Here is a 22,191-nt window from a genome sequence, read left to right on the forward strand (position 1 = left end):
CACGTAATTCCTCAACCGACTTTCGCAGCACCGCTCTTGACACTTGCTGGGGCGAATGCGGAGCATCGAAGCGCTTCGAAGATTCTTCGCGACTCTTCCTCCTCCTTCGCCAAGGGACCCGCACGTGACCGAACGATCCCCGCTCCACCCGGACCCCGCAGCACCGGCGGACAAGCGCGTCGACGAGCTGCTGGCCCGGCTGACGCTCGACGAACGCATCGCGCTGCTGCACCAGTTCGCGCCCGCCGTCGAGCGGGCAGGACTTGCCGCGTTCCGCACCGGCCAGGAAGCGCTGCACGGCGTCGCGTGGATGGGCCCGGCCACCGTGTTCCCGCAAGGAGTCGGGCTCGGCGCGACCTGGAACGACGACCTGGTGCGCCGCGTCGGCGACGCCGTCTCCGCCGAGGTGCGCGCGATGCGCCGCCGCGACGACCGCGTGGGCCTCAACATCTGGGCCCCCACCATCAATCTGCTGCGCCACCCGCTGTGGGGCAGGAACGAGGAGGGCTACTCCGAGGACCCGCACCTCACCGCCGCGATCGCCACCGCGTACACGCGTGGCCTGCGCGGCACCCACCCCACGTACTGGCGCACCGCACCCGTCCTCAAGCACTGGCTCGCCCACAACAACGAGACCCGCCGGGACACGTCGAACTCCTCCGTACGCCCCCGGGTCCTGCACGAGTACGACCTCAAGGCCTTCCGGGCGCCGGTCGAGGCGGGCGCCGTGGCCGGGGTGATGCCCGCCTACAACCTGGTCAACGGCCGCCCCAACCACGTATCCCCGTATCTGCGCGAGCACTTGAGGACCTGGACCGGCCAGGGGCTCCTCGTCTGCTCCGACGCGGGCGCGCCCAGCAACCTCGTCGACTCCGAGCACTACTTCGACACCCACGAGGAGGCCACCGCGGCCGCCCTCGTCGCGGGCGTCGACAGCTTCACCGACCACGGCACGGACTCCTCGACGATGGTGGGACGGCTGCGCCGCGCCCTCGACCAGGGGCTGATCTCCGAGACCGACATCGGCACCGCGGCCCGCCGCCAGCTCGAAGTCCGGTCCCGGCTCGGCGAGTTCGAGGAGACCGACCCCTTCGAGGACGTACGCGACTTCGACACCGAAGCCCATCGCGCCCTCGCGCAGGAAGCCGCCGAGCAGGCGATCGTGCTGCTCAAGAACGACGCGCTGCTGCCCCTGGCCGACGGCACCCGGATCGCCCTGGTCGGGCTCCTCGCCGACGAGTGCAAGACGGACTGGTACAGCGGCACCCTCCTGCACCGCTCGACCCCGCTCGACGGCCTGTACGAGAGGTTCGGCACGGAGCACGTCACGTTCGCGGAGGGCGTGGACCGGGTCCGGCTGGGCTGCGACCAGGGATGGCTGCACGTCCCCGACGCCGCCGAGGACGCCGGGGCCCACGCCGCCGAAGCCGCCCTCGACCCCGCACTCCTCGCCGGCCGCACCGACCTGCCGCCGCTCACCACCGTGCCCGACGGGGGCACCGAACTCGCCCTGGTCGACTGGGGCGACGGCGCCCTCACCCTGCGCGCGCCCGACGGCCGCTATCTGTCGGTCGCCGAGGACGGCTTCGTGCGGGCGTCCGCCGAGCAGCCCGGGGGCTGGGTCGTCCAGGAGACATACACGCTCGAACCCCATCGGGACGGTCACCTCCTGCGGCACACGGGAACGGGTCGGTACGTGTCTGTCGCCGCCGACGGCGTGAAGGTTGCCGACGAAGGCACCGTCTTCTCGGTGGAGTTCGCGGAGCGCGGCGAGTCCGCCGTGGCCAGGGCCGCCGCCGACGCGGACGTGGTGATCGTCGTCGCGGGCAACGACCCGCACATCAACGGCCGCGAGACCGAGGACCGCACGACCCTCGCCCTGCCCCCGCACCAGGACCGCCTGTGGCGCGCGGCCCGCGCGGCCAACCCGAACACCCTGCTGGTCCTGGTCTCCGCCTACCCGTACGCCGTCCCCGACGCGCACACCGCGCTGCCCGCGCTGCTGTGGACCGCACACGGCGGCCAGGCAGCCGGCCGCGCCCTCGCCCGGGTCCTCGCCGGTGACGTCAGCCCCGCCGGACGGCTCCCGCAGACCTGGTACGCGGCCGACACCGACCTGCCCGGCCTGCTCGACTACGACATCATCGGCTCCCGCCAGACCTACCTCTACTTCGAGGGCGCCCCGCTCTACCCGTTCGGACACGGCCTGTCCTACGGCTCGTTCGCCTACGACACGCCCTTCGTGACGCGCGGCGACGAGACGCTGGAGGTCACCTTCACCGTCGGCAACACCGGTGCCCGGGACGCCGACGAGGTCCCGCAGCTCTACGTCCGTCCACTCGACGCGCCGGTGCCGCGCCCCCGCCGCCAGCTCCTCGCGCACCGCAGGATCAGCCTCCCCGCGGCGACGTCCGAGCGCGTCACCTTCACCGTGCCGCTGAGCGACCTCGGCCACTGGGACGTCGCACGCGACCGGTGGAGCGTCGCGTCGGGCATGTACGAACTGCTCCTCGGCGCCTCCAGCGAGGACATCCGGCACACCGTTCGGCTGACCGTCGAGGGGGACGAGCCGACATCCCGTCCGGTGTACACGGACGGCCTGGAGGCGGCTGCCTACGACGAGCAGCACGGCACCGAGATCGTCGACCGCACGAAGACGCGGGGCGACGCCGTGACGACCATGGAAACCGGTGAACTCCTCTACAGAGCCTGTGACTTCGGGCCCGACGGAGTGTCCGGCGTGCGCGTGGAGGCCGCGGGTCAGGGAGTCGTCGAGATCGGGGAAGGGTGCGCGGTCGCGGTCCCGGCGACCGGCGGCCCGTACGACTACGTCACCCTGGACGCCGACTTCGCTGCCACCGGGGTGCACGACCTGCGTGTCCGGCTGCGCGGCGAGGTCCGCCTGGCCGGACTCGCCTTCATCCGACGGGAGACCACCGCATGAAGTTCACCGACGGCTTCTGGCTGATGCGCGAAGGGGTCCGCGCCGCCTACGCCACCGAGGTCCGCGAAGTCACCACGGACGAAGGCCAGTTCACGGCATACGCCGCCGTCCGGCACGTCAGGGGCCGGGGCGACACCCTCAACCAGCCGCTCATCACGGTCGACTGCTTCTCACCCGCCGAGGGCGTCATCGGCGTCCGCTTCACCCACCACGCGGGCAAGCGGCGCCGCGGCCCCGACTTCGAGCTGCTGCTCACCGAGGGCGGCAGCGGTGCGCGCGTCACCCGCGACGGGACCGTCACCGAGCTGACCACCGGCCCCCTGAGCGTGCGCCTGGACACCGCGGGGGAGTGGGGCCTGCAATTCCACGACACTTCAAGCGGGCGCCGCCTGACCGCGGTTGAAGGAAAGGGCACCGCATTCGCGACGACGCCCGACGGCGTCCACCACATGGTCGCGCAGCTCGGTCTCGGCATCGGCGAGCAGATCTACGGCCTCGGCGAACGTTTCACCCCGTTCGTCAAGAACGGCCAGACCGTCGACATCTGGCAGGCCGACGGCGGTACCAGCAGCGAACTCGCCTACAAGAACATCCCGTTCCACCTCTCCTCACACGGATACGGCGTCCTCGTCAACCACCCGGGGAAGGTCAGCTACGAGATCGGCTCGGAGTCCGTCGGGCAGCTCCAGTTCAGCGTCGAGGACCAGTCCGTCGAGTTCTACGTCGTCGCGGGCCCGGCCCCGAAGGACGTGCTGCGCCGCTACACCGCGCTGACCGGCCGGCCGGCCCTCCCGCCGGCCTGGTCCTTCGGCCTGTGGCTGACGACGTCCTTCTGCACCGAGTACGACGAGGCGACGGTGACGTCGTTCGTCGACGGAATGGCCGAGTGCGACATCCCCCTCAGCGTCTTCCACTTCGACTGCTTCTGGATGCGCGAGTACCAGTGGTCGGACTTCGCCTGGGACCCGGACGTCTTCCCCGACCCGGCGGGCATGCTGGCCCGCCTCAAGGCGCGCGGGCTGCGCATCAGCATGTGGATCAACCCGTACATCGCCCAGAAGTCCGCCCTGTTCGCGGAGGCGGCCGAGCAGGGCTTCCTGGTGCGCAGGGCCGACGGCGACATCTGGCAGTGGGACCTGTGGCAGCCCGGCATGGCCCTGGTGGACTTCACCGACCCGGCGGCACGCGCCTGGTACGCGGGCAAGCTGCGCGTCCTGCTCGACCAGGGCGTCGACAGCTTCAAGACGGACTTCGGCGAGCGCGTCCCGACCGACGTCGTCTGGAGCGACGGTTCCGACCCGGAGCGCATGCACAACTACTACGCGCAGCTCTACAACCGCACCGTCTTCGAACTCCTGGAGAAGGAGCGCGGCAGCGGGGAAGCGGTCGTCTTCGCCCGCTCGGCGACGGCCGGCGGCCAGCAGTTCCCGGTGCACTGGGGCGGCGACTGCTTCGCGTCGTTCACGGCGATGGCCGAGTCGCTGCGCGGCGGCCTCTCCCTCTCCCTGTCCGGCTTCGGTTTCTGGTCGCACGACATCGGCGGCTTCGAGGGCACCCCCGACCCGGCGGTCTTCAAACGCTGGCTCGCCTTCGGCCTGCTCTCCTCGCACAGCCGCCTGCACGGCAACGTCTCGTACCGCGTGCCGTGGGCCTTCGGCGAAGAAGCGGTCGACGTGGCCCGCACGTTCACCAGACTCAAGCACCGCCTGATGCCGTATCTGTACGGGGCCGCGGTCGAGGCGCACCGCACCGGCGTCCCGGTGATGCGCCCGATGCTGCTCGACTTCCCCGACGACCCGGCCTGCCGGACGCTCGACCGCCAGTACATGCTCGGCCCCGACCTGCTCGTGGCCCCGGTCTTCTCCGCGGACGGGGACGTCGAGTACTACCTCCCCGAGGGCACATGGACCCATCTCCTCACGGGCGAGCGGGTGCGCGGCCCGGTGTGGCGCCGCGAGACCCACGGCTTCGACAGCCTGCCGCTGTACGTCCGTCCGGGGGCGGTCATCCCGTTCGGCGCCGACGACCGGCGCCCCGACGGCGACTGGCCCGACGGCCTGACGTTGCTGGTCGCACCGGAGGCGGCGGACGTGACCGTGACGGTACCGGGCCACGACGGAAGCCTCGCCGCAACGTACCGGGTGAGCCGGGACGCGGACGACGGGACGGTATTGGTCCAGGCGGAGGGGACAGAACTCCCCTACTCAGTAAGGGAGTTGTAGGACAGGTCTCGAACCGGCTCGTGCTCGAACCAGTCGAGGTGAACGGTGCCGGCGGCGGCATGCGGGCCGGTGAAGCCGCCGGTTCGCCCGGTCGACAGGTGCCCCGCGGTCACGTCATTCCGGCCCCGGGGTGTCATGGCGCTCCCGGAGTAAGTAAGGTAAGCCTTACCTGAGCTCGGAGGAGATGTAGGAATGGACATGGCCGACCCCGTCACGCCCCCGTCGCCCACCGATGCCGAGCGAGCGCGCACGATCCTCGCCGCCGCCGGCTCCCTGGCGCTGACCGTGACAGCCGCCGGACACCGCCTCGAACACGTCGTGCTGCACGCCGTGGACGCCGCGTCCCGCCTGCTGCTGCTCGACCCCGCCGACGACCGCCTCACCGCCGAACTCGCCGCCGCCCCGCACTCGGGGCTCGCCGTCTACGCCGAGTTCACCGACGTGGCACCGGTCGCCGTGCGGGACCGGGTGCGCGCCCGGCTCGCGCTCAGCGGCCGCCTCACCGCCGCGGGACCCGACACGCTCGTGCTGCGTCCCGCGAGGGCCGCCTTCGCCGAGGGCGACACCGTGCGCACCCTCGACGCGGCCGCCCTCGGGGCCGCGGCGCCCGACCCGCTCGCCGCCCAGGAGGCGGAACTCCTCGATCACCTCGACACCGGGCACGCCGACATCCTCGTCGAACTCGCCGAACTGGTACGGGGGGACGACCTCGCCGGCGTCGTGGGGATCCGCCCCGTACGGCTCGACCGCAAGGGGCTCGTGCTGCGCCTGGAGCGGCACATGGCGCACCAGGACGTGCGCGTGGCGTTCCTGACGGAGGCGCGCGGCCCGTACGACGTGGGCCCGCGCATCCAGGAACTCCTCGACCCGACCGGCGTCCGCACCCACTACTGAGCAGGCGCTCAGCGCTCCAGCTCCTTGTGCGCGCTCTCCGGCAGCCGCAGGTACACCACGGACGACACGAGGCAGAGCACGGCGACGTACCAGGGGAACAGGCCGCTGTGGCCCCACTCCTTGAAGAGCGTGCCCACGTACGGTGCCGTGCCTCCGAACAGAGCGACCGTCAGCGAGTACGGGAAGCCGATCCCGGCCGCCCGCACCCGTGCCGGGAACACCTCCGCGTTGACCGCGGCCGAGATCGATGTGAAGCCGGTCAGCAGCACCATGCCCGCGCACTGGGTGAGCAGCAGCGAGCCGATCGAGCCCGTCAGCGAGTGCAGCAGCGGCACGCTCAGCAGGGCGAAACCGATCCCGAAGAAGAGCAGCAGCGGCTTGCGGCCGAACCGGTCGGAGAGCAGACCGCCTACCGGCTGCAGCAGAGCGAAGAAGGCGAGCGAGATCGTGCCGACGAGCAGCGCGTCGGACTTGTCGATGCCCGTGTTCAACTCCGCGTACGTCGGCAGGTACGACGTCCACGTGTAGTACGCGAGCGTGCCGCCCGCCGTGATGCCGCAGATCAGCAGCGACTCGCGCGGATGGTGGCGCAGCGCGTCGAACAGGCCCGGGCGCACGGCCGGTTCGTTGAGCTCCTCGCTGCGGGTCTCCTGGGCGCCCTGCCGGATCCAGAACCCGACGAGGCTGAGCAGCGCCCCCGCGAGGAACGGCACGCGCCACCCCCAGCCGTCCATCTGCCCGTCGCCGAGCGTGCCCACCAGGAGCGCGGCGAGGCCGGACGCCGCCAACTGGCCCAGCGACGTGGACACGTACTGGAAGGAGGAGAACAGGCCGCGCCGCCCCGGCCCCGCCGACTCGACCAGGAACGTCGTCGACGCCGCGAACTCGCCGCCCACGGAGAGGCCTTGCAGCAGCCGCGCCAGGACCAGCACGACCGGCGCGAGGACGCCCACCGCGGCGTACGTCGGAGTGAGGCCCACCAGCAGACTGCTGCCGCCCATCAGCAGGATCGTCACCGTCAGCGCGGCGCGCCGCCCGCGCCGGTCCGCGACCGCGCCCATCAGCAGCCCGCCCACCGGGCGCATGAAGAAGCCGACCGCGAAGACGGCGAAGGTGGACAGGAGCGGGACGAGCGAGTTCTCGGCGCTCTTGGGAAAGACCTGGTCGGCGATGTACGTGGCCAGGAACGTGTACGCGTACCAGTCGTACCACTCGACGGCGTTGCCGACGGAGGCGGCGATGAGCTGTCGGGCCGGGTGAGCAGGCGGGGCGGCGGTCGTGACGATCTCTGTCATGATCCTGACCCGTTCCCAGAAACGTCCCTGCTCACGCGCAGATGGAGGCAGCCGACACCTTGCCTTCACCTGCCTCGGCCCGCCGCAGCCGACCGGCTGTGCCGTTTGGTGCGGCCGTAGACCAAAACCATACTCACGGGCGCTGAGTCAGCAAAAAGTCAGCACGAGTCCGAGGTCGGTACATCGCCTTCCATCCCTAAGCAGCTCGCCCGCGGCATGGGCACCTTCGCCAAGACGTGCGGCTGCAGCCAGCCCACGCGTTGCCCGCACCCCTATTTCATCCGGTACCGCGACGCGGCCGGCAAGCAGCGCGAAGAGACCGGCTTCCGAACCCAGGACGCCGCCAAGGAGCGGCTCGTCGAGCTGTACGCGCGGAGGGCCAACACTCCCGCGTCCAAGGCGGAACTCATCCGCCACTACGGGGAGATGCGGTTCGAGGACTTCGTCGGCGACTACATGGGCCGACAGCGGCGACTCTCGTACGGCACAAGGATGTCGCTGTGCCCAAGCCCTATCCGAAAGAGTTCCGCGAGGACGTCGTGCGGGTCGCGCGGAACCGTGGTCCGGGTGTGACGGTCGAGCAGGTGGCCGCTGACTTCGGTGTCCACGCGATGACGCTGTGGAAGTGGATGCGCCGGGCGGACATCGACGACGGGACCAAGCCCGGAACGACGAGCCAGGAGAGCGCGGAACTGCGGGAAGCACGTCGGCGGATCAAGCTGCTGGAGCAGGAGAAGGAGGTCCTGCGCCGGGCCGCTGCCTATCTGTCGCAGGCGCATCTGCCGGGAAAAGGATCTACCCGCTCGTGAAGGAGCCGGCCGTGGACGGGGCGCCCGTCACGGTGACGTGCCGGGTGCTCAAGCTCGCCAGACAGCCCTACCACCGCCGTCGCCGACAAACCTCGCTCGGTCGGCTGACGCCCGTCGAGTACGAAATCGCCATGACCACACCGGCTCTCCAAGCCGCGTGACCACACCTGTCACCCAAGTCTGCAGTAGACCCCTCCCGGGCGCTTTCCACTTCGGTGTCGTATCCCTTGCGGCCGAACCCAAGGGCTCCGAGGAGTCCGCGAGGTGGTTCAGGCTCGTACTCCTCCCACTGCGGCTGCCGTATTGCCTTGCTCTTCCCCTTGGGCGGAACGAATGCCGCGGGCCTGAACTGCTGCTTGAGTCGATCGAAAGTCAGCGGAGAACCATGCAGCACAGCCGTCCGCAGGAGATTCGAAAGTTGCTCGGCATCGTTCTCGACAACGTACGTAAGGTCTACGGCTTCCTGCGCACGAGCGACTTCGTAGGCGAGCTTCTTCTCGCGCGCCTTGCGCTTCGCCTCCGCCTCGGCGGCTTTGCGCGCCTTTTCCTGCTCCCTGGCCTGCCGAGCGATCTCCCTGGCGTAGGGATCGTTCCCGCCCGACCCGTTCCTGCCTGTCACTGCGCCCCCAGGTCAGTGAATGATCCATCATCCGTCCGCAGTATGACCTACCCCTGGGAGGCCGTAATGAGGCTTCCGACCTCCGGCGAAGGGCCCTCAACCGTCGATGTCCACGCCGTAGCTGCGGGCGAGTGGGGCAAGGCCGTGGTCGTAGCCCTGGCCGACGGCGCGGAAGCGCCAGAGGGGTCCGCGTCGGTAGAACTCCGCGAGGAGCAGGGTGCGTTCGGTGGTGGCGGCGTCCAGAGTGGCGCGGGTCAGTGGCGCGGCGTCGCTGCCGGGAGCGGTGGTGATCTGCACCGCGCCAACGTCGCCGAAGGTCTTGCTGCCTTCGATGGCGGCCGCGACGACGACTCTATGGGTGGCGGGCGGGAGAGTAGCGAGATCGACGGTGATGGTTTGTTCGGCCGGTCCGTCCGTGCGGAGCTGAACTGTGCCCGCAGGGTTTTCCGGGGCACCGTAGAAGACGAAATCCTCGTCGAAGGTGACTTGTTCGTCGTCGTCGAGCACGAATGCGACGACGTCGACTTCGCAGTGCTCCTGTGGCGCCCAGGACGCGGTGAGGTGCCATTGCGACGAGGGTAGATCCGTGACTCCGCCACGGGGAAGGACCTGGACGGCCTGTGCCGCGACGTCGGTGACCGATTGCGTAGCCTTCGGCTTCTTCTCCTGAGCTGCCGTACCAGCGGAGGCAGTTGGGGTGGTGAGCCACTGCTCGTCGTGCACGGGGAGCCCAAGTTCTGCGATGCGGCGCATCCGGCGGTCGTCCTCACCGTCGGCGAGGACGAGGACGGCGGTGACGCTGCGGGACAGATTGACGGCGGCCGAGCCACCGAGTTCGACGATGCGGGTACGGGCGTTGACTGCCTCGCCGTGTGCGCCGCCGAGCACGAGTACGCGGTGTCCTGCGAGCGGCCCGTCCGTCGCCTCCGCCGCTACGGGCACCGGCCTACGAGGAGCCGGAGCGGCCGGCCCCGGCGCGGACACCTCGTGTGATGCGCCGACCTGTACATCATCGAGTAGCTGGACGAAGGTGTTCTCGTCGATGACGGGCACGTCCTCGGCAGCGGCACGCCGTGCCTTCGCCGATCCGGACGCGGCCTCGTTGGCGACCAGGACGCTGGTGTGGCGGCTGACCGACGTCATCATGTTCAATCCGGCGGCGACGCCTCTGCCGATCAACTCTGCGCGTGCGTGCGTGGTCTCGCCGGTGATCGCAACCTTCATCCCTTGCCGAAGCGGTTTATCAGGAGTCAGGCGTCCTGGGTTGCGGTAGGCGCAGGGCGTCTTGGGCGGCTTCGGTGTGAACTGGGACTCCGCTCGGGGAGGGCAGGCCACCAGTGGCAACGGCAGGGCGAGCTGTGCGGCTTCTCGCAGCGTGGCCCTGAGGATTCCGGCCAGCACGCGGGTGTGGTCCAGGGCGTCGTGGGCGCGCTGCTGCGGTACGCCGTAGTGGGCGGCCAGTGTGCCCAGCTTCATGTCGGGCGTCGGCGGATCGACCTGGCGATTCAGTGCCAGAGTGCAGAGCCGTTGCGACACCGGCAGCCACGTGCGGGCCCGCTGGCGGTCTCCGAATCGCCGCGGGAGGTGACCGCGGCAGTACGCTGGATGCTTCAAGGTATGGCGGAGGTTCCGGCATACGTTGTCAACGGTCAATACGACCTGCTCGCATGGAATGATGTGGCGGCCCGCTTCTTTGCCGGCCTCATCCATCACCTGGATCACGACCGAAATCTGCTGCGCTGGATGTTAGCGCGCGCCACCGATGATGCCCGATGGGATATGGACGCTGCGTCTGGTTTCCTCCGCGCCGCCGTCGCCGATTTGAGGACCGCGCACGCCCGTCAACCCGAAGAGGCCGGGATGCAAGAACTCGTCACAGACTTGCTCTCCAACTCGTCGCGCTTTGCCGCCATCTGGCAGGCGCGCGATATCACCGTACGCCGACGTATCGTCAAGAAATTCGCGTCTCGTGAGTTCGGGGATTTGGAGTTCGACTGCCAGCTCATGCACATCGCTGAGACAGGTCAGCGACTCATCTCCTGCTGCGCCGAGCCGGGTACACCGACTCACGCTCGGTTCCGCCGTCTGGCTGCGGCTCACACCGATCTCGGCCGGGGCTGACCGCGCATCAACTCCTTCATCTCGTGAAATGCGGGGGTTGCTGAGGGCATCCGTATGAGGGCCGCCGAACGGTTCGCCTCGGGGGAAGCGAGTTCTGCGATGGCAAGGGAGTTGCGGACCGGCGGCCGGTGCATCCTGCGGTGGACACTGTCCCGCGCCAAAGAGAAGCCCGGTGAGGGCAAGCCCTCGGTTGGCTCCGAGGTGTTCGAAGAACTGGATGGATGAGGGGCAATACAAGCTGCTGAACGGCTCCTGAGCTACAACTTCCGCATGACCTCGTCCATGTGTCGGGAAGCTGTCCCAAGGGCTGTTTCTGTATTCAGTAGGCAACGCCCCCAACTTCGCATCGCTTCAGACTCCAAGTCTTTCGCCTCGTGAGGCTGGGCGAGCAAGACACGGATGGGGGTCAAGCACCCCTCGAGCTGGACACAGACCAGCCTGCTTGCCTCAATGACCTGAGCTTGTCCGCTCGAAAATATCTCGGTTCGGAAAGTGTGGTGCGCTGTGTCCAGCGTTTTCCTTGCGGCCTCGTCAGTCGTGGCCCTATCCGCAGCAAGGGCGTAGGCGATCTCCTTCATTTCGGTCAAGGCCGCCACAGCGCTGTCCTTGAACGATGTGAACCGACGCTCCAGGTGATCAGCCCGGCGCGTCTCCTTCTCTCGCTGCGTGGCTCGTTCGTCTTGGGTTCGCGTCGCTCGTCCAGCTAGAGCCGCTCCCAGGGCAGCCCCCAGGGCGCTGGAAAACCCGGCGATGCCCGCGGCCCACACTGCCGCAGCTCCCTGATCCATGGCTGACGATTCTGCCGCACGTGCCCACGGTCGTCACCCCCTCAACTACGGCCCCGTCAGAGGAACTTGCAACAAGTTAGCGACAGGGGGCGACGCCACGGACTCCCGCAAGCCCCTTCGGCTCTGCGAGCACCTCAGCCCATCAACAGTGCCTCCCAGCTCTATACTCCAGCCGTAGTTCGTGATCTCGATCGTGAGGGGCGCCGAGGAGGCAGCTGGCAGCGTCGATCATCTGGACGAGACCGACCACGCCGTCGCGGGTGTCCGTTTCCTTCTCCGCCTACCTGAGTCCACCGAGACGGAGGGCGTTCCTTAGCTCGCTGAGCTTCGCGGTCGTTGCCGGGGTCCACTCCTTCGCCTGCTCACCGAGACGGAGGGCGTTCTCAATCTCGCTGAGTTTCGCGGAGGACAGGGCGCCCGCCCGCTCGATCAGGTCGTCCCGGGACACGGTGGTCAGCCACGTGCAAGGGGTGAAGCCCGGACGCGGGAACGCGAACCGAAGCACGCCTTCAAAGGGCAGTCCTTCTACGGCGCCTACTGCCACTTCGACGCCCAGACCGGTGATGTCGACACCCGCCCGAGCGACGACCTGCATCACCCGGATCCCGGACGCGTCGTCTCCCGACAGCAGCACGACCGGCCGCCGCTCGTCGAACTCCACCCACCAGACTTCGCCACGTTGCACAGGTCCTCCTGACACAGGACGGCGGGCGGACGCTGCGCGACCCCGACACGCTGTGGAGACGGGTGCGGCCACCCGTTGTTCATCGGTGTGTGAAGACAAACGATCACGCGGTGGCCGCAGGTCACAGCGTAGCCCCTGCCCGCTGGCAGGAGGCGTTCGAGGGCCTGATGAGCCTTCCGTTCGTCGGCGATGTGGGCCGCCATCAACGGCCGCCGTTTCCGGGACGCCACCTAGGCAACAGTTCGTTGCTCCCAGTACTGACATTGAGAGGCAGGTGGGGGTGGACGCGCTGGTAGGCACTGCCGCCCAACAGGTGGGTTCCATGGGGCGAGTCGGAAGACAGGTGGTGCTGTTGCATCAGCCACGCCGCTCACATGGCGGCAAGAATCGCTGCCGAGTTGAGGGGCCGTCACTGAAGTCAGCAAGCGGTCAGCGGATCGACGAACCCGCCCGGGCGGCAGGGGCTTGTGAACCTTCGGCGATGCGGCCGTTGACGACTGAGTAGACCGGTCGTATAGTTCTGGACATCGGAACGCGGCAAACGCCGGCGCCACCCGCCACTCCCGGAAAAGGACAACGGTCATGGGACGCATCAAGGTCGGTACGGAGAACAGCACCGACATCGAACTGCACTACGAGGACAAGGGAGCGGGCCGGCCGGTGGTGCTGATCCACGGCTACCCGCTGGACGGCAACTCCTGGGAGGGGCAGGTGCCGGCCCTGCTGGCGGCCGGCAACCGGGTCATCACCTACGACCGGCGCGGCTTCGGCAAGTCCAGCCAGCCCGCGGCCGGTTACGACTACGACACCTTCGCCTCCGACCTGAACACCCTCATGGAGACCCTCGACCTGCGCGACGTTGTCCTGGTCGGCTTCTCCATGGGTACCGGCGAGGTCGCCCGCTACCTGTCCGCCTACGGTTCCGCCCGCGTCGCCAAGGCCGTCTTCCTTGCCTCACTGGAACCCTTCCTGCTCGTCACCGACGACAATCCCGACGGCGCCGCCCCGCTCTCCTTCTTCCAGGGCGTCTCCGACGCGGCCGCCAAGGACCGCTACGCCTTCTTCACCGGCTTCTACAACGACTTCTTCAACCTCGACGAGAACCTCGGCACCCGGGTGAGCGAGGAAGCGGTGCGCAACGCCTGGAACGTGGCGGCGGGCGCCGGTGGGATCGCCTCGGCGGCCGCGCCCCTGACCTGGCCCACCGACTTCCGCGCCGACATCCCCAGGATCGACGTCCCGACGCTGATCGTGCACGGGACCGCCGACCGCACCCTGCCCATCGACGCCACCGGACGCCGCTTCGCCAAGGCGCTGCCCGCCGCGCAGTACACCGAGATCGACGGCGCACCCCACGGGCTGCTCACCACACACACCGCCGAGGTCAACGAGATCCTGCTGGACTTCCTCAACCGCTGACCACGAGTAGACGACCGGTCTAGTTGGAGGTAGGGTGACACTCATGCCAGTCACTCAGGGCGACACTCGCCGCAGTATTCTCGACACGGCTCAGCGGATCATGTCGCACAAGGGATTCGCCGCGGTGGGGATCAACGAGGTCCTCTCCGAGGCCGGGGTCCCCAAGGGGTCCTTCTACCACTACTTCAGTTCCAAGGACGCCTTCGGCGAGGCGATGATGCGGTCGTACTTCACCGACTACCTCGCGGACATGGACCGCATCCTCGCCGAGCCGGACTCGACCTCGGCGCAGCGGCTGATGAACTACTGGCAGGCCTGGCGCGAGACGCAGAGCGTCGACGAGTGCCAGGGGAAATGCCTGGCCGTCAAGCTCGGCGCGGAGGTCTCCGACCTGTCGGAGTCGATGCGCCTCGCGCTGAAGGAGGGCACCACCGCCATCGTCGACCGGCTGGAGCGGGCGATCGCCGCCGGCCTGGAGGACGGCTCGCTCTCGGTCGACGACGACGCCCGCACCACCGCGCAGGTCCTGTACGACATGTGGCTCGGCGCGAGCGTCATGGCCAAGATCCACCGCGACGCCGGCCCTCTGGCCACCACGACGACGGTCACCCGCCGGCTTCTGCACCTGTAACCCCCGCTGTCCCGGCAGCGCCCAACCACCCGCCACTCCGCGCCCGCGCGGTTTCATCGACACCCAAAGACGACCGGTCTATTCAGCTAGAGACGACCGGTCTATTCATCCCAAGGAGCAGTAACCATGAAGGTTCTCATCGTCCTGACCTCGCACGACGAGCTCGGCACCACCGGCAGGAAGACCGGCTTCTGGCTGGAGGAGCTGGCCGCCCCCTACTACCGGTTCAAGGACGCCGGGATCGACCTCGTACTCGCCTCTCCCAAGGGCGGCCGGCCGCCGCTGGACCCCAAGAGCAACGAGCCGGCCAACCAGACCATCCAGACCCGCCGCTTCGAAGCCGACCCCGAGGCCATGGCCGCCCTCGACCGCACCGTCCGCCTCGACTCCGTCTCCGCCGACGACTTCGACACCGTCTTCTACCCCGGCGGCCACGGCCCCCTGTGGGACCTGGCCGAGGACGCCGCCTCCGTCCGCCTGATCGAGACCACCCTGCGCGCCGGCAAGCCGCTCGCCCTGGTCTGCCACGCCCCCGGTGTCCTGCGGCACGCCGTGAACGCGGACGGCACGCCGCTGGTGCGGGGCAAGAAGGTCACCGGGTTCACCAACAGCGAGGAAGAGGGAGTCCAGCTCACCGAGGTGGTCCCCTTCCTGGTCGAGGACGAACTCGTCCGGCTCGGCGGCGACTACTCCAAGGGCGCCGACTGGGCGCCGTACGTCCTGCGGGACGGCCTGCTGATCACGGGACAGAACCCCGCCTCCTCCGGCCCGACCGCCGACGCACTCATCGAACTCGTCACCAAGGTCGCCGAGACCGACAACGCGGGCGCGTGAGCGTCTCCGTCGTGATGCCGCGCGAGCGGCACGACGACCCCGCCGGGCCGGCGGCCTACGCGGCCCCGGCCCGGCGGGCCCGCCAGGGACACCCGGTCACCTCCGTCGTCGGACACGGCGCGATCCGGACCCTGGAGCGAGAGCCGTTCGACGGCGTCCTCAGCCACCAGCTCCCCACCTCGACCGACCTGCCAGGCAGCGGAAAGCAAGTGACGACATGAAGGTCTTCATCGTAGGGATCGCCGGCGGCGTCGGACTCCGCCTGGCGCGGCTGCTGACCGCCGACGGCGACCGGGTCGACGGGCTCCACCGCCGTCCCGAGCAGGGCGAACGCCTCGCGGCCGAGGGCATCCACGCCACCCATGGCGACCTGACCCGCATCGACGCACCCGCACTCGCCGCCCTGCTCCGCGGCACGGACGTCCTGGTCTTCGCCGCCGGGGCCGGCGGCGAAGGCGGCACGAGCGCGATCACGGCCATCGACGGCCACGGCCTGTCCACCGCCATCGAGGCCGCCCGCCTCGCCGGCGTCCGACGCCTGCTGCTCGTCTCGGCCTTCCCCGAAGCCTGGCGCGACCGGGAGGTGTCCGACACCTTCGAGCACTACATCGACACCAAGAAGCGGGCCGACGCCGAACTGGCCGCCACCGAACTGGACTGGGTGATCCTGCGCCCGGCCGCCCTCACCGACGACCCCGGTACCGGCCGGATCAGCCTCGCCCCGGCCCTGGTCCACACCCGAATCACCCGCGACGACGTTGCCGCCACCCTCGCCGAACTCGTCCACACCCCCCGACTGCGCCGCGAGATCCTCGAACTCACCGAAGGCCCCACACCGATCACCGACGCCGTCCAGCAGCGGACCAGGGACTGATAACTGATGCCCGTTCACCCCAGCACGCGCACCCCCGACGCCCCGTCATACCTGTCCGCCGCCCCGGCGCCGCTCGCCGGGACAGGCAGCGGGAGACACGTTCCGCCGGTGATCGCGCGTTCCGCGTGGGTCCGGCCCGCCGCCGCGGTATTCGTCGTCGGATGGGGAGCGAACATGTTTGCCTCCCTGCTGCACGCCTACACACACCTGAGCGGGCTCCGGGCCGACGGCCTGTTCGGGGCCTACGCACTGGGGCTCATCCCGGCCCTGCTGATCGTGGCGCGGGTCTCGGACCGTGTCGGCCGGCGCCGGGCGCTCCTCGCCGCGCTGCTGCTCTCCGCGCTCGGCTCGGCAGTGATGTCGTTCTCGGACGGGGCGTTCGGGGCGATCCTGACCGGGCGGATACTCATCGGGATCAGTGCCGGCGCGGCGTTCGGGCCGGGAACGGCATGGATCAAGGAACTCTCCGACACCGCGCAGACGCGCGGCCTGGGAGCACGACGTGCGGCAGTCGCACTGACCGCCGGGTTCGCGGCCGGGCCGCTTCTGTCCGGGGCCGTCGTCCAGTGGCTCCCCTCGCCGCAGACCACGTCCTACCTCGTACACATCGCGCTCGTGGCGCTGGCGCTGCCCCTCGTGTTCCGGACCCCTGAGACGGCCCGACAGCACCTCAACACGGACACCGGCCTCGCGGCAGTAGACCGCCGGCCGGGAGCCTATCTGACCAGCCGGGCATTCCTGGCCGCCATCCTCCCCACGGCACCATGGGTCTTCGGGGCCGCCACCGTGTCCTTCACGGCGCTGCCCGCGCTGGTGTCCCTCGGAAACTTCGGTGCCGTCGGGAGCGGCGTCGTCGCCGCGACCACGCTGGGCACCGGCATCGCGGTGCAGCCATGGGCGGGCCGACTCGCGCGGCGCTCCCCAGCAGCCCCCTTCCGAACAGGCATGACGGCTGCGATCGTCGGCATGCTTCTCGCGGCGCTCACCGCAGGCACCGGCTCCCTGGTGCTGCTGTTGACCGCCGCCGTCGTCCTGGGCTCGGCCTACGGCATCCTCCTGGTGAGCGGATTGCGACTGGTGGAATCGCTGGCCCCTCCGCAGCACGCCGCCACCGCGATCGCCGTCTTCTACAGCCTCGCCTACACCGGGTTCGTCTTCCCCGTCCTCGTCCAGGCACTGAGCGGCCTGTGGAATCCGGTACCTGTTCTTGTCGCCGGGGCCGGACTCGCGATGGCCGCCATGGCGACGACCTTCATCGCCTGGCCCCGCGTGGGGCGTTCACCGCGCGACGTCCCTCCGGCTCCTGTATCCGAAGGGGCCGGTCGCCCGGACCGGGCCGGCCGCTTCCCGGCTGTCCACCTCAGCCGGCACTGAGTGGCAGCGCACGAACGGCAGGAGCCCGCAGGAGGTCCAGCTTCTCCGCGTCCGGGGTGCCGGGCTCGGCCGTGAACGTCATGATCCGCACGTCGTGGTCCGGCACCTTCAGCGCCGTCCGCCTGGTTGTAGCCACAGCGGGCATGATGCTTGGGTTCACTGCGGTTGCGGTGCCGGCCGAAGCGGCCACATCACCCCTTTCGGGCCCACACGTCGTGGCTCACTTCGACCGGCCGGACGGGCAGGTGGCGGAGAGCGTCATCGTGGGGCCGGACGGTTCGGCCGACGTCGGCCTCATCTTCTCCCGTCAGGTGGCACACGTTTCCCTCGACGGACGCGTCGAGGTGTTGGCCACCATGCCGCTGCCGGCGGATGGAGGTGTGCACACACCGGGTGGCGGATCCGCCTCGGTGACAGGGATCGAGCGCACCAAAGACGGCACGGTCTACTTCCTGTACTCCGCAGGCGACAAGCACCTCACCGGTCTGTGGAAGCTGCCCCCGGGCGGTAGGCCGACGCGAATCTCGGCTCTCCCAGCGATGAGTTTCGCCAACGGGCTCGCCCGGGACGAGCACACGGGGGACTTCTACATCACCGACTCCACGCAGGGAAAGGTATGGCAGGTCCGTCCGCACGGCGGAACGGCCACGGTCTGGGCCGATGGACCCGTCCTCTCCCCGACCCACTTCTTCGGCGCCAACGGTGTGAAGGTGCACAACGGTGCCGTGTGGGTGTCCAACATCGACCGCGGAACCATCCTGCGCATCCCGCTGACCGGCAAGGGAACGGCCGGGAAGCCCCAGATCAAGGCCTCGGGGCTGGACAGCGTCGACGACTTCGCCTTCACGGGACGGGGAGACCAGCTGTTGGCTGCCCTCAACCTGCCCAGCAAGGTGGTACTCATCACCCCGGGCCGGCCCGACCACACCGTCCTCGACCAGAGCGACGGACTGCAGAACACCACATCCGTCGCCGTCGACAAGGACACCGTTTACGTCACCAGCGGTGCGCTCACCACGGGCGGGGACGCGAACCTCCTGACCGCGCACCTCCATCGCCGCCGAGGCCAGGCTGCCGGCGCGTTCGGTCTGGCCCACAACCAGCTGCCCCGGCCCGCCAGATCACAGGGCGCGCATTGAACTGGTGACGGCTGTCCGCGAGTTGGACGAAGCCTCGGCGTTCGCGCTGCCCGGTCCGAAGGAGGGGGCGGGTGCGCACCACCGAAGTCGTCGAGGGAGCCGGGATCGCCCTCCGGGTCGTGCCGCGCAACGACGGTGGTTTCCGCGGCACTTGGGCCGAAGCCGACGCACGCCACGTGTGAGCGCCGATGTTCGCGACGGTTGCGCGCCGGACACGCTACTGCCGAGCGATCATGGGCTCTGACGTATGATCGGGCGAGCAACTGCCCGTGGCGGCGCGGCTCGTCAGGTGGGCACATTGCGGCGCGTGCGGCATCCTGCCCAGCAAGCCACCGGTCCCCAAGAGGACGCGGACCAGCCGTGCGGGCGGGCAGGTCATCCCAGGAGGAATTCCCCGCCGTGCACTCCCTCACCGAATCCGATCCGGTCAGGATCGGTCACTACCGTCTCACCGGCCGCCTCGGAGAGGGCGGTATGGGCACCGTCTACCTCGGCAGCACCCCCGGTGGCCGGCCCGTCGCGATCAAGGTCATCGGCAGCCGGTTCCAGTACGAGGAACAGGCGCTGGAGCGGTTCCGGCGCGAGGTGGGCACCCTGCACACCGTGCGCAGCGCCTACACCGCTTCGCTGATCGACTGTGGTCTGGCGGACCCGCCCTACTGGTTCGCCACCGAGTACGTGCCCGGCCGGACCCTGGACTCCGCCGTGCGCGCATCCGGCGCGCTGCCCGCGCGGCTCTGCCTCGGCATCATGGCCGCGCTGGCCGAGGGCTTGTCGGACATCCACGTCCACGGGGTCCTGCACCGGGACGTCAAGCCGCAGAACATCATCCTGTCGCCGGTCGGCCCGCAGCTCATCGACTTCGGCATCGCGCGGGAGACCGGGCAGACCGCGCTGACCCAGGCCGGCCATACCGCAGGCACCCCCGGTTTCACCGCTCCCGAGGCGCTGCAAGGGGAAGAAGTCGGGGTCGCCGCGGACGTGTTCGCGCTGGGCGCCACCCTTGCCTTCGCCGCGACCGGCCGACCTCCGTACGGCGACGGCGCCTTCCCGGCGGTCTCCTACCGCACCGTCCACGGCGACATCGACCTGGAGGCGGTCGACGCCGGGCTGGCCAGGATCATCGCGGCGTGCACCGATCGCGACCCGGCCCGGCGACCGACACCCGGGGAGATCGTCGAACTGTGCCAGTCGCACATCTCCCTGGCGAACGATCCGGCCTATCAGAGGATCGCCACCCCTGACATGGCAGAGGGCGTCCCCGGAACGGCCCCCGTGCCTACAGCATTGGACGCCTCCACGGCGGCCCCGAGCGTCCCGGCACCCGGAGCCCCGACCGTCGCGGCCCCCGTGCCGGCACCGACGGAGGTGGGACCACCCCCCTTCCTTCCAGCCCCCGCCCCGCCGCTCGGCGGAGTCAAGAACCACCGCGTGTGGCGGCGCACGGCCGTTGTGGTCGTGACCGCGGTCGTGTGCGTTGTGGCCGGGGCCCTGCTGGTCCTTCAGCCCTGGCAGAGCGCGAAGGGGACCGGCGGGCCGAAGGCCGGGGCCAGAACAACTTCAACGCCGTCGGGGAAGAGCCCCCAGCCCGACGACAGCTCCGACAGCTCCGACAGCTCCGACGGCTCAGCGGACAAGGTCTCGGACGGCAAAGAAGAGAACGTGCCGATGGAAAAGATCGTCACCGCGCCGACGAGTCTGCGGCCCGGCGAGGAGGTCGCGGCGGCGAAGGTCCGGCTCACTCTGCAGCGGGACGGCAACCTCGTCGCCTACGACGAGACGAACCAGGCACGCTGGGACAGCAGGACCCACGGCACCGGCGCGCGCGTCGACTTCCAGTCCGACGGCAACCTCGTCGTCTACGACGCGAAGGACCGGGCCGTCTGGGCCAGCGAGACGAGCGGGCACGAGAACGCGGTGCTGAAGCTCCAGAGCGACGGCAACATCACGATCCTCGACGGCACGTCGGTCCTCTGGGCCGCGGGCACAAATCACTGACCCGACGGGTGTCTTCCGGCGGCCGGTGCGGTTCCGGGCCGGGTGAGACGTGCCCGCGGGCCGCACCCACCCCGCCCTGGCATCACTTGCCGGAGCCGGAGTACGGAAGCAGCGCCATCTCACGTGCGTTCTTGATCGCCGCGGCGACCTGTCGCTGCTGCTGGGCGCTGATACGTGTGACCCTGCGGCTGCGGATCTTGCCCCGGTCGGAGATGAACCTCCGCAACGGATCGGTGTCCTTGTAGTCGATGTACTCGATCTTCGCCGCGTCCAGCGGGTTCGGGCGGTTCTTGGCGGGCTTACGGGGGTCCTGGCGTCGAGGCACGGGTTTTCCTTACGGGTGTCGGGTCTGGGCAGGCGGGTGGGTGAGGCGGTCAGCGGGCCGGGTCGAGGAGCGCGTCGAACGCGGCCGGCAGGTGTTTCCATGCCGGGCGGCCCGCCGCGTACTCGTCGTCGGTCAGCAGGCAGGAATCGAGCAGAGCGGTCAGCCCGGCACGGTCGAGACCGGGTGAGACGAAGACCAGGTGCTGGCAGCAGTCGCCGTGTTCGGGATGCCAGTCCAGTGCGGCGGCCGCTCGCCTGACCGGCGGGATCATCTCCCAGGCGGCGTCCGGCAGGGACGCGAGCCAGGGGCCGTTGTCCTCGACGCAGAGCGCGCCGCCCGCCGCCTCCCAGGAAAGGAGGGTGTCGGGCCGGTCGGCGAGCCAGAAGCGGCCCCGGCTGCGGGCGGCCGCACAGCTCAGGTCCTCGAGCGCGTCGTACAGGCGCTCGGGATGGAATGGACGGTGCCTGCGCCACACGAGAGTGCTGACGCCCGCCTCCTCGGCTTCCTGCGGCAGCAGGGCGCAGGCCGGATGCTGGCCGGTCCCGGCCGCTGCCACGTCGAACCCCGCGAGAGCCAGCTTCGTCAACTCCCTTGAGCCGGAAGCGACGTGCGGTGCCGTCGGGTGCAGCTGGCCGAGCAGCGCGTGGTCCTCCTCGTCCGCCTGGTCACTGTCCACGAGGGCGACGACCGACGCGTACTCCAGCTGTCGGGCCCAGGTGTCTCCGACGGTCCGCTGATCCGTGGCCGCGACGGCCAGACCCACCTCGGCGAGGTCGTCGCCGTTGACGAGGTAGGGCAGTACGAGGGCGGGATCGACGGCGGTGACCACACCGCTCACCTCGACCCGGCCCGCACCGTGTGCGGCGATGACCTCGGCCATCGCTCTGGGCTCGACGGAGTCCCAGAGTTCGAGCACGGCCATCCTGGTGACTCCGTCGGCGGCCAGGCGTGCCAGCTCCGGCATCAGGTCCTCGCGCAGGGCGCAGCAGGCGCAGTCGTTCACCAGGGGCGCCTCGCCGCTGGAGAGCACTCCGGAGCTTTCCCGTACGGTCCGGTGCACCGTCCCCGTCTCCGCTCCCGCCAGGTCATGGTGCAGCGCGACGCTCTGCGGCACTTCTTTCAGCAGCCCTTCGACGACCTCGTGGCGTGCGTCCGAGTGCAGTCCGCCGACGAGGACGACGGGGAGCGTGCGGTTGTCCTCCCTCACCGGCCCTCACCGC

Annotated in this window: 21 protein-coding genes; 14 read left to right on the forward strand and 7 right to left on the reverse strand. The window is 69.7% G+C overall.

Going from position 1 to position 22,191, the window contains the following annotated elements; all coding sequences use genetic code 11:
- Positions 1 to 55: 55 nt before the first annotated feature.
- The 3 genes from AB0J02_RS04225 (at position 56) to AB0J02_RS04235 (ending at position 6,060) form a co-directional block, all read left to right on the forward strand.
- Positions 56 to 2,944, forward strand: coding sequence for a glycoside hydrolase family 3 C-terminal domain-containing protein (locus AB0J02_RS04225; RefSeq protein ID WP_363192010.1), 2,889 nt, complete (start codon positions 56 to 58; stop codon positions 2,942 to 2,944).
- On the forward strand, positions 2,941 to 5,166 hold the full coding sequence (gene yicI, locus AB0J02_RS04230; RefSeq protein WP_363192012.1) for an alpha-xylosidase: 2,226 nt from the start codon (positions 2,941 to 2,943) through the stop codon (positions 5,164 to 5,166). The genes AB0J02_RS04225 and yicI overlap by 4 nt, the downstream gene beginning before the upstream one ends.
- Positions 5,167 to 5,364: 198 nt before the next feature.
- Positions 5,365 to 6,060, forward strand: a complete 696-nt coding sequence (locus AB0J02_RS04235; RefSeq protein WP_363192013.1) for a DUF2470 domain-containing protein — start codon at positions 5,365 to 5,367, stop codon at positions 6,058 to 6,060.
- An 8-nt stretch (positions 6,061 to 6,068) separates the two neighbouring features.
- Here AB0J02_RS04235 and AB0J02_RS04240 read toward each other — a convergent pair whose 3' ends face one another.
- Entirely contained in the window at positions 6,069 to 7,355 is a 1,287-nt protein-coding gene (locus AB0J02_RS04240; RefSeq protein ID WP_363192014.1) for an MFS transporter, read from the reverse strand.
- 216 nt (positions 7,356 to 7,571) lie between these two features.
- Here AB0J02_RS04240 and AB0J02_RS04245 point away from each other — a divergent pair, with 216 nt between their 5' ends.
- Together AB0J02_RS04245 and AB0J02_RS04250 are read left to right on the forward strand one after the other, a co-directional pair.
- Positions 7,572 to 7,928, forward strand: coding sequence for a hypothetical protein (locus AB0J02_RS04245; RefSeq protein ID WP_363192015.1), 357 nt, complete (start codon positions 7,572 to 7,574; stop codon positions 7,926 to 7,928).
- Complete coding sequence (locus tag AB0J02_RS04250; protein WP_363192016.1) at positions 7,925 to 8,164, forward strand: hypothetical protein; 240 nt, start codon at positions 7,925 to 7,927, stop codon at positions 8,162 to 8,164. The genes AB0J02_RS04245 and AB0J02_RS04250 overlap by 4 nt, the downstream gene beginning before the upstream one ends.
- Before the next feature lie 67 nt (positions 8,165 to 8,231).
- Here AB0J02_RS04250 and AB0J02_RS04255 read toward each other — a convergent pair whose 3' ends face one another.
- Together AB0J02_RS04255 and AB0J02_RS04260 are read right to left on the reverse strand one after the other, a co-directional pair.
- On the reverse strand, positions 8,232 to 8,783 hold the full coding sequence (locus AB0J02_RS04255) for a hypothetical protein (protein WP_363192017.1): 552 nt from the start codon (positions 8,781 to 8,783) through the stop codon (positions 8,232 to 8,234).
- Positions 8,784 to 8,879: 96 nt separating this feature from the next.
- Positions 8,880 to 10,397 (reverse strand): TerD family protein, encoded by a 1,518-nt coding sequence (locus AB0J02_RS04260; protein WP_363192200.1) that lies wholly within the window; start codon positions 10,395 to 10,397, stop codon positions 8,880 to 8,882.
- A gap of 3 nt (positions 10,398 to 10,400) precedes the next feature.
- Between AB0J02_RS04260 and AB0J02_RS04265 the strand changes: the two genes are divergently transcribed.
- On the forward strand, positions 10,401 to 10,904 hold the full coding sequence (locus AB0J02_RS04265) for a hypothetical protein (protein ID WP_363192018.1): 504 nt from the start codon (positions 10,401 to 10,403) through the stop codon (positions 10,902 to 10,904).
- Positions 10,905 to 11,972: 1,068 nt separating this feature from the next.
- Here AB0J02_RS04265 and AB0J02_RS04270 read toward each other — a convergent pair.
- Entirely contained in the window at positions 11,973 to 12,377 is a 405-nt protein-coding gene (locus AB0J02_RS04270) for a type II toxin-antitoxin system PemK/MazF family toxin (RefSeq protein ID WP_363192019.1), read from the reverse strand.
- A gap of 582 nt (positions 12,378 to 12,959) precedes the next feature.
- Here AB0J02_RS04270 and AB0J02_RS04275 point away from each other — a divergent pair.
- The 6 genes from AB0J02_RS04275 (at position 12,960) to AB0J02_RS04300 (ending at position 17,509) form a co-directional block, all read left to right on the forward strand.
- On the forward strand, positions 12,960 to 13,796 hold the full coding sequence (locus AB0J02_RS04275) for an alpha/beta hydrolase (protein ID WP_363192020.1): 837 nt from the start codon (positions 12,960 to 12,962) through the stop codon (positions 13,794 to 13,796).
- Between the two features lie 43 nt (positions 13,797 to 13,839).
- Complete coding sequence (locus AB0J02_RS04280) at positions 13,840 to 14,427, forward strand: TetR/AcrR family transcriptional regulator (protein WP_363192022.1); 588 nt, start codon at positions 13,840 to 13,842, stop codon at positions 14,425 to 14,427.
- Positions 14,428 to 14,553: 126 nt separating this feature from the next.
- Positions 14,554 to 15,261 carry a type 1 glutamine amidotransferase domain-containing protein gene (locus AB0J02_RS04285; RefSeq protein ID WP_363192023.1) on the forward strand — a complete coding sequence of 236 codons (708 nt, stop codon included), beginning with the start codon at positions 14,554 to 14,556 and terminating at the stop codon, positions 15,259 to 15,261.
- Positions 15,258 to 15,482, forward strand: a complete 225-nt coding sequence (locus AB0J02_RS04290) for a hypothetical protein (RefSeq protein ID WP_363192024.1) — start codon at positions 15,258 to 15,260, stop codon at positions 15,480 to 15,482. The genes AB0J02_RS04285 and AB0J02_RS04290 overlap by 4 nt, the downstream gene beginning before the upstream one ends.
- Complete coding sequence (locus AB0J02_RS04295; protein ID WP_363192025.1) at positions 15,479 to 16,135, forward strand: NAD(P)-binding oxidoreductase; 657 nt, start codon at positions 15,479 to 15,481, stop codon at positions 16,133 to 16,135. The genes AB0J02_RS04290 and AB0J02_RS04295 overlap by 4 nt, the downstream gene beginning before the upstream one ends.
- Positions 16,136 to 16,141: 6 nt before the next feature.
- Positions 16,142 to 17,509 (forward strand): MFS transporter, encoded by a 1,368-nt coding sequence (locus tag AB0J02_RS04300; RefSeq protein ID WP_363192026.1) that lies wholly within the window; start codon positions 16,142 to 16,144, stop codon positions 17,507 to 17,509.
- Here AB0J02_RS04300 and AB0J02_RS04305 read toward each other — a convergent pair.
- Complete coding sequence (locus AB0J02_RS04305) at positions 17,496 to 17,645, reverse strand: hypothetical protein (RefSeq protein ID WP_363192027.1); 150 nt, start codon at positions 17,643 to 17,645, stop codon at positions 17,496 to 17,498. The genes AB0J02_RS04300 and AB0J02_RS04305 overlap by 14 nt on opposite strands.
- A 79-nt stretch (positions 17,646 to 17,724) precedes the next feature.
- On the opposite strand from AB0J02_RS04305, the gene AB0J02_RS04310 reads away from it, so the two are divergent.
- Complete coding sequence (locus AB0J02_RS04310; protein WP_363192028.1) at positions 17,725 to 18,648, forward strand: hypothetical protein; 924 nt, start codon at positions 17,725 to 17,727, stop codon at positions 18,646 to 18,648.
- A gap of 399 nt (positions 18,649 to 19,047) precedes the next feature.
- Positions 19,048 to 20,646 carry a protein kinase gene (locus AB0J02_RS04315; protein ID WP_363192029.1) on the forward strand — a complete coding sequence of 533 codons (1,599 nt, stop codon included), beginning with the start codon at positions 19,048 to 19,050 and terminating at the stop codon, positions 20,644 to 20,646.
- Between the two features lie 82 nt (positions 20,647 to 20,728).
- On the opposite strand, the gene rpsR is transcribed toward AB0J02_RS04315, so the two are convergent.
- Both rpsR and AB0J02_RS04325 read right to left on the reverse strand, forming a co-directional pair.
- On the reverse strand, positions 20,729 to 20,971 hold the full coding sequence (rpsR, locus tag AB0J02_RS04320) for a 30S ribosomal protein S18 (RefSeq protein WP_363192030.1): 243 nt from the start codon (positions 20,969 to 20,971) through the stop codon (positions 20,729 to 20,731).
- A gap of 49 nt (positions 20,972 to 21,020) precedes the next feature.
- Positions 21,021 to 22,178 carry a GTP-binding protein gene (locus AB0J02_RS04325; RefSeq protein ID WP_363192031.1) on the reverse strand — a complete coding sequence of 386 codons (1,158 nt, stop codon included), beginning with the start codon at positions 22,176 to 22,178 and terminating at the stop codon, positions 21,021 to 21,023.
- Between the last annotated feature and the right edge of the window lie 13 nt (positions 22,179 to 22,191).

Source organism: Streptomyces sp. NPDC050264, from assembly GCF_040655895.1.
In the GTDB taxonomy this organism is placed as follows: Bacteria; Actinomycetota; Actinomycetes; order Streptomycetales; family Streptomycetaceae; genus Streptomyces.